Raw genomic sequence first — 8,466 nt, 5'->3', positions numbered from 1 at the left:
ATACAGCTGCGAAAATCCAGATCGCACGGTGCTGGGGCTGAGTGCTGACGCACTGGCTTATGTAATTTATACCTCAGGCTCTACCGGACAACCCAAAGGGGTCATGATTGAACACGCAGCGGCTGCAAACTTTATTAGCGCCATGCTACAAATGCTGCCACAGTCGGAGCAAACGCAGATGAAGTGGCTTGCCACCACAACTTTTTCGTTTGATATTTCCGTACTTGAACTTTTTGCTCCGCTATATGTGGGTGGTACCTGTATTTTGGCAAACGAGCTGGATCAGCGAGATCCGACTCTTATGGCAGCCCTGATTGAGTCGCATGATATTAATTTCTTACAGGCTACGCCGAGTACCTGGCGAATGCTTGTCGATATACAATGGGCTGGAAAGCAGGACTTGATTGCATTATCGGTCGGTGAGCCGTTGCCCGTGAATCTGGCACAGGCGTTGTTACCAACCACAGCCAGACTCTTCAATTGCTATGGTCCAACTGAAGCGACGGTAATTTCATTGGTTCATGAAGTACAACAGACCGAGCTTGATAACAATAAAATTTACCTGTCTGAGAGTTTGGCCGGATATGGCCATGTATTGTTGGATGAGACAGGCCAAATTACACCTATTAATGGAACTGGAGAACTGTGTATCTATGGTCTGGGGCTTGCCCGGGGCTACCTTGGACGACCAGCACTTACAAATGAAAAATTCATAACAGTCACTTTGCCAGGCACTGCTGGTACTGAATCGGTGCGGCTATATCGTAGCGGCGATGTGGTGAGATGTGATGGGCAGAGCGGGCTGGAATTTCTTGGCCGTAAGGACGATCAGATCAAGATCAGAGGTCATCGACTGGAGTTGGGCGAAATAGCAGCCAATATTGAGGCTCTGAATGCCGTAGACGCGTGTTATGTATGTCTGCACGAAACACAAACAAGTTCACCTCAGCTGATTGCATACCTCAAGAGTAAAAACCAGACGCAGCAACCAGCTGATTTTATTGCCATGGTAAGGCTTCAGTTAAAAGAAAAGCTACCTAGCTATATGCTACCAACCCACTATGTGCCGGTGGCGCAATGGCCGACAAATAGTAACGGAAAAATAGACAAAAAAGCATTGTTACATCAGTACGGACGGATCAACACCACCCAGTATGTGGCGCCAAGTACACAAGTGGAACACGAGCTGGTCGAGATCTGGTCGCAGCTGCTGAGTTTGCCAGTGGAGCAGATCAGTGTCGAGGCAGATTTCTCAGAGCTAGGTGGGCATTCTTTGTTGATTGTGAAAATGCAAAGAGAAATCAATAACAAATATAATATAACACTGCCAATTAAAGACTTATATCAAGGGGCAAATTTGGCGGAGCTGGCAAGTATCATTGAGCACCAGCAGTGGTTAAGCACATCTGACCTTAGTACAGGCGAACCGCAGGAAGAATTCGAGGATCTGGAATTATGAATATCAAAAACTTAGTTGCACAATTAAAATCGGCTGGTGCACAGGTGATCAAACAACAGGGAAAATGGTCGGTGCGCTTACCAAAGACCCTATCACCTCAGCTAAAACAGCAGATTCAGGAAAACAAAGTTGCGTTAAAAAGCTATCTACAATCACTTGACCAGCTGGGCTCTGAGGATAATCGTATTCGCGCCAGCAAGATAGACTCGCCAGCGCCTTTATCCAGTGCGCAGAGACGATTATGGTTCTTAGACCGTGTACAGGAAAAAGGCAGTGCTGAGTATCATATTTTTGTGGTACTAGCGCTACAAGGCCGCCTAGATCTGGCTGCTGCCACGCAGGCGATAGAAGCCATTATTGCTCGCCATGAGATTTTATCAACTAGTTATACAGAAAAGGACAATGAGCCAGTTCAGAGTGTAGTACCGCAGGCGCCGTTTGTGATCTCAACTACATCACTAGATGGTATGACTGATTTGACAGAGGAAAACCTCCATGAGTTATTCAGACAGGAAGTTGAGCGCCCGTTTGATTTGCAGGCAGGCCCCTTATTCCGAGTGAGTTATTTTGACTCAGCGTCAGACGATAGTGGGTATTTGCTGGTTAACATGCATCATATTCTGGCTGATGGCTGGTCGTTGGAACTCTTTAACCAGGAATTCATTAGTAACTATGAAGCCATTTTGGGTGGTAAGATGCCATCGCATCCTGAGTTACCGATCCAGTACAAAGACTATGCTATCTGGCAGAATGAACAATTGCAGGACGGCCAGCTTGCACAGCAGCTAAACTATTGGTCGGAACAACTTGCGGAGCTACCATTACTGCACAATCTGGCACAGACTAAACTTAGACCAAAAGTAAAGCAGCACGTTGGCAACAAATTGGTCAGCCAATTTTCATCTGCCACAATGGCACATGTCACCAATATTGCACAGCACTATGGAGTGTCACCGTTTGTTTTTGTGCATGCCATATTAGCGCTGTTGTTCTCCCGTCATAGTAACAGTGACGACATTGTTGTGGGGCTGCCAGTTGCCAACCGCAATCAGCCTGAGCTGGCGTCGCTGATAGGCTGTTTTGTCAACACTTTGGTGCTTCGGGTAAATACAGCACAAAGCAGTTTTTCTGATTACATGGCACATGTTAAGCGGGTTCATCGTGAAGCGCTGGAAAATCAGGAAGTTCCTCTGGAGCTGATCATTGAGCAACTCGGGATCCCGAGAAGCTTGTCGGCTACCCCTGCTTTTCAGATCCTGTTAACGGCCAACTCAGAGATTGCAGCTACTACTAACTCCGCGACGTCACCTAAGTTGAATACTGGGGTCGCTTTTCAGGAATTACGGTTGGATGCCAGTAGTGTAAAAACGGATCTAGACATTGCCGTTCACACGACAGCGGAGGCACTGACAGTCGCATGGAACTTTGATGTGGCTCTATTTAGCGATACACAGATCGCACGTATGCAGCGTCATTTCGAAACCTTGTTAGAAAGTGTGCTGACGTTGTGGCAACAAAATTCACTAGATACCTGCGCACCTGAAGCTTTGCCTATGCTCAGTCTTGCCGAGCAGCAGGCACTCGTATTACGGGGCACAGCGTTGGATGAGCAGGCAACAGGTTTATTGCATGCGCGCTTTGATCAGCAAGTTGAGGCGCATCCAGATCGGATCGCAGTGCACTGGCAGGATAAGTCTTACAGCTATGGTCAGCTGGGTCGTAAAGTCGAGCAATTAAGTCAAATGATTGGCCAGGCTCTGGCGGGACAGCGGGGTCAGTTGATTGGGGTATGCATGGCCCGTAGTACCGATATGGTGATTGCCATGTTGGCTATTTTGCGAGCTGGCGCGGGTTATGTACCGCTCGACCCAGAATACCCTAAAGATCGCATTAACTATATGCTGGGCGATACTCAGGTACCAGTGGTATTGACTGATCCAAGTAGTGAAGGTGTAGTCGCTGACTACCCAGGTAGGCAAATTTGTCTGGATAATTTTGCTGATCGGGATTTACAGCAAGCCAGCAGCATAAAAGAATCACAGCAAGCGCCGAATTGGCGCGCCGAGAATGAGCAAGCGCTAGCTTATGTGATCTACACATCTGGTTCTACAGGGCAACCCAAGGGAGTTATGGTCACTCACAGTAATGCGGTTGCTATGTTGAGTTGGGCTGAACAGGAGTTTTCTGGCTCGGCTACGCGGCGAATGCTTGCTGCCACATCGATTAACTTTGACTTGTCAGTATTTGAGATATTTTTACCCCTGAGTCTAGGGCATAGCCTAATGTTGGTTGACAATATCTTAGCGGTAACAAAAAGCGACGACATCACCTTAATCAATACGGTACCATCGGCAATGCAAACTTTGCTTGATACCGATTGTTTGCCTGAGACCGTTGAGGTAGTGAACTTAGCCGGTGAGCCGTTGCAAAAGCAGCTGGTTAACCGTATTTTTGAACAGCAGTCACAAATTCGGGTTTACAATCTATACGGTCCGTCGGAGGACACGACCTATTCGACCTATGCACGTTTTGACGTCTCACTGAGCAATACTCCGCATATCGGTCAACCTATTGCCGGGACGCAGGCCTACGTCTTTGATCGTAATCTTCAGTTGACGCCTGAGCAGGTGAGTGGGGAGCTTTATCTGGGTGGGGCCGGCGTAACAGCAGGTTATTTGAATAAAGCACCGCTGACAGAGGCAGTATTTATAAATAACCCTTATTATGATCCTGCAGATCAACACAGCTCTCCTTATTTGTACAAAACGGGTGATCTCGTCAGGTTGCGTTCAGACGCCAATCTCGACTATTTGGGTCGCTCCGATTCACAAGTGAAAATCCATGGTTATCGTATTGAGTTGGGCGAAATTGAGCACCATCTTGATCAAATTGCGGAGATTGACTCCAGCGTGGCTTTAGTGACTGAGCAGGCTAATGGTCACAGTCAAATTCTAGCATTTGTTAAGTCCTCGGCAAATGCATCTGTTGAGCCTGATGGACTATTAAAGCAGCTGTCAAAAGCCTTGCCTGCTTATATGGTACCTCATAGTATTCAACTAGTTGTTGAGTGGCCTTATACCAGTAATGGCAAAATTGACAAACAGGCGCTCAGAGTCACATCGGCTCCGACGCAACATTATCAAAAGCCTGTCACTAAGACAGAGCAGCGGCTGGCAGCTATCTGGTCGACACTGCTGTGTTGTGAAGTAGAAAAAATAGGCTCTACCGATGGCTTTTTTTCGCTGGGCGGTAACTCATTACTCAGTGCCAAGTTGGCAGCGCAGATAGCGGATGAATTTCAGCTCACAATCAAAATATCTGAAATATTTGAGCATCAGCAACTAGCTCAATTGGCTGCCTGCATTGACGACAAGGAGCATGATACACATACCGATGCAATCGTTGCTGTGCCGCGAAGTACTGAGGGGCATACCCTATCTATGGCACAGCACAGGCTGTGGATGTTAGATCAGAGCTTGGGTGGCAGTCATCAGTATAATATTCCGATGGCATACACAATAGAAGGTACGCTAGACCTTGCTTTGGCGGAGCAGGCGCTCAATGATATCGTCAGACGTCACGAAGTGCTACGCACCCGCTATGTGGAAAAAGCAGGACAAGTTGTACAAATACCTTGTGAGCAGGCAATTAAGCTGGAGGTGTTTGATCTGAGTGAAGATTCGAGTACCGATCAGCAGGCGCGCTGTGACACTATTTTGTCGCAACAAGCCAGAAATACCTTTGATTTGGAAAACGAAGGTGTGATCCGTGCGGGATATATTCGCCTGCGACAGGCCTCCGGTGCTCAGGAGGGAGTGCTGTATTGTGTGATACACCATATTGCCTTCGATGGCGAATCTCAGCATATATTCTATCGGGAGTTTGTCAGTCGTTACGCACAGCTGCAAAGTGGCAGCGCTCCGGCTTTAGATATGTTGCCGCTACAATATATTGATTATGCACTATGGGAGCATTCGCAGCCTAGAGTGCAACAACTAGCTGGCCAAACGCAATACTGGCTTGAACAGTTAGCGGATCTGCCACAATTACACAGCGTACCTGGTGATTTCCCCCGACCGCCAGAAATGTCTTTGCAGGGTGCTACTTATACACAACCGCTGAGCATAGCACTTGGCGAACAGCTTCACGATTTAGCGGCAGCTCAGGGGTGTACTCTGTTTATGGTGTTCCATGCTGCGTTCTCAATCTTACTTGCCAGATATTCTAACGAATCTGATATTGTTTTAGGTATGCCCGTTAGTGGGCGTCATCACCCGCAATGTCGAGAGCTAATAGGGTTGTTTGTTAATACCCTGATATTACGCACTGATGTGGATCCATGCAGCCAGTTTTCTGAGTACTTACAAGATGTGAAGCGGATCAATTTAGCTGCGCATGATAATCAGGACGTCCAGTTGCAAACTTTGCTGGAGCTTCTAGCACCAACCAGAAGCAGTGCGCATGCACCGTTGTTCCAGATGGTGATCTCGATGAATTCAGATCACAGTGAACAGGTGCGCATTCCAGACCTGAACATAGTGGCTAATGAAATAGAAAACAAAACCGCAAAGTTTGATTTAATTTTACATATCAGTGAGAGCCAGGATGGTATAGGGCTAGCCTTTGAGTACAGTAAAGATCTCTTTGCCGAAGCGACTATCGTCAGAATGATGGGACATTTCACCAAACTTTTAGATGAAATCGTCATCGCACCTGACACTCCAATTGCGCACTTGCCGATCGTGTCTGAAGAGGAGAAAAAAGAGCTTATACATGAGCTTAACCCTGCCTCAGATGCACACCCCGATACTATATGCATGCACGAGTTGTTTTATCGTCAGACATGGCTAACACCTGATGCAACGGCGCTCATTGCTGCGCAAGGCCAGTTGAGTTATCGCCAGCTTTACCATCAGGCGCGTCAGATTGCTATGCAATTGTCTCAGTATGAACTGAGCAGTGAATGTCTTGTTGCGGTGAGAATACCTAAAGGGCCGATGCAGGCGGTCGCAACTATGGCCATTCTGATGGCTGGCGGGGCTTATTTACCACTTGAAGTGAGTTGGCCACAGGCGCGTTGCGAGAAAATACTGAACAAGGCTGGTTGTTCTTTGCTGTTGCTGAGCGATGCAAAACACGGTATTGAGCAGGCCGGGGTGGTTAATATTACACTGCCACAAATTGATTTTACTAAAGATGATTATGCTGATGAAGCGCTACCAGCCGAGATCCCGGAGATACAGCAGTCAGCCACAGATCTTGCTTATGTGATCTTTACATCGGGTTCGACGGGTGAACCAAAAGGGGTCGAAATTGAACATCATGCAGCGGTGAATACGCTACTGGAGATCAATCAGGTGTACCAAGTTGACGAGAAGGATGCCATTTTGGCAGTCTCTGCGCTCAGCTTCGATCTATCGGTCTATGACATTTTTGGTTTGCTCGCAGCGGGTGGCGCTGTGGTGTTCCCAGATGCGGATAAAGCCACTGATCCTGAGCACTGGTTGGAGATGGTTGAGCGTTATAATGTGACCTTGTGGGACACAGTCCCCAGCTCCGCAGGGTTGCTGGCCGAACAATTGGAATTGCAAGAGCGGTGCTGTACGGCGCCACTACGCCATGTGATGATGAGCGGTGACTGGATCCCACCTTCACTGCCACGTCGGTTGTGGGACCGGTTTAGCGCTTGCCAGGTGCATAGTATGGGAGGTGCAACCGAGGGATCGATTTGGTCTATTCATTACCCCGTTACTACAGATCCTTGCAATCAGAAGAGTATTCCTTATGGTAAACCTTTATATGGTCAAAGCTTTTATATTTTAACCCAGTCAGGTCAGTTCGTACCAAAAGGCAACATTGGGGAACTTCATATTGGCGGACGAGGGGTGGCCAGAGGCTACTGTGGTGCGCCCGAATTAACGTCAGAGCGGTTTATATGGCATCCAGAGCTGCAGCAAACCCTATATCGTACAGGCGATCTAGGCCGCTATATGGCTGATGGTAACATTGAGTTTTTAGGCCGTGTTGACCATCAGGTTAAGATCCGGGGGTTCCGGGTTGAATTGGCAGAAATCGAATATCAGGTAAAACAACATGAGGCTGTGAAAGATGCTCTGGTCGTCGTTTCGGAGCTACAGGGCGCAGCACAACTGATTGCCTATGTGATCCCAGAGACGCAGTGTGCTGAGGGGTTTGCCACTCAGCTTGTGCCTCAGCTAAAGCGCTATTTGCATACTAACCTGACCGACTACATGGTACCTGCGGTGTTTGTGCCCGTGGCGCAATGGCCTGTGACTGCCAATGGTAAAGTCGATAAAAAAGCGCTGCCAGCGCCTTCGGATACGCTGTTGGGCGCTGCCTATCAGGCTCCGCAAACGGAAATCGAGCGCATCTTGCAAAAGCTGTGGGCCGAGTTGTTGCAGCTTGATTGTGAACAGGTGAGCACCACTGCCAACTTTTTTGAGTTGGGAGGCGACTCTATCCTCAGCATTCAACTGGTGTCACGCGCCGCCAGAGCGGGGCTACACTTCAGCGCGCGTGCTTTGTTTGAAGCCCAGACTATCCGCCAGTTGGCACCTCAGGTACAAAGTCAGGCGGAGCGCCTAGCCGAGCAGGGCCCGGTATCCGGCTTGCAACCGCTGTTGCCGATCCAGCAGCAGCTGTTGGCCGACAGCACTGACGTCCATCATTTTAATCAGGCGGTGCTACTGACTCCGACCCAGCCGTTGTCTCAACCACACCTGATCAGCTTAGTGGCGGCTTTATATGGCCGTCATGATGCACTGAGCGTGCGTTATCAGTCTACGAGCTCTGAACAGTGGCAGGGTGAATATACGCCACAGCGTGATGATCTGGCCTTGGCTCGCACCAGCGTCAGCCGCTTAGATTTGAGCGAGCTTAGCGAGGCTCAGTACCAGAACAAGATGGATCAGCTGCAGGCCAGCTTTGTGCTTTCTGAGGGGCGTCTATTACAGGCGGTTCAGGTACGTCTACCGACACAGCTGGCG

General features: G+C 48.6%; 2 protein-coding genes. Both read left to right on the top strand.

Features of this window, described 5'->3' with window-relative positions; genetic code table 11:
- Positions 1-1,459, top strand: a 1,459-nt coding sequence (locus tag N477_RS25465; RefSeq protein WP_155732040.1) for a non-ribosomal peptide synthetase, incomplete at its 5' end; no start/stop codon positions are given.
- Positions 1,456-8,466 (top strand): non-ribosomal peptide synthetase (locus N477_RS25460; protein WP_063360125.1); only part of this gene is annotated, 7,011 nt, incomplete at its 3' end. The genes N477_RS25465 and N477_RS25460, both read left to right, overlap by 4 nt.

This window comes from Pseudoalteromonas luteoviolacea H33-S (genome assembly GCF_001625695.1).
In the GTDB taxonomy this organism is placed as follows: domain Bacteria; phylum Pseudomonadota; class Gammaproteobacteria; order Enterobacterales; family Alteromonadaceae; genus Pseudoalteromonas; species Pseudoalteromonas luteoviolacea_B.
This window is presented reverse-complemented; position numbering and strand designations above follow the sequence as displayed.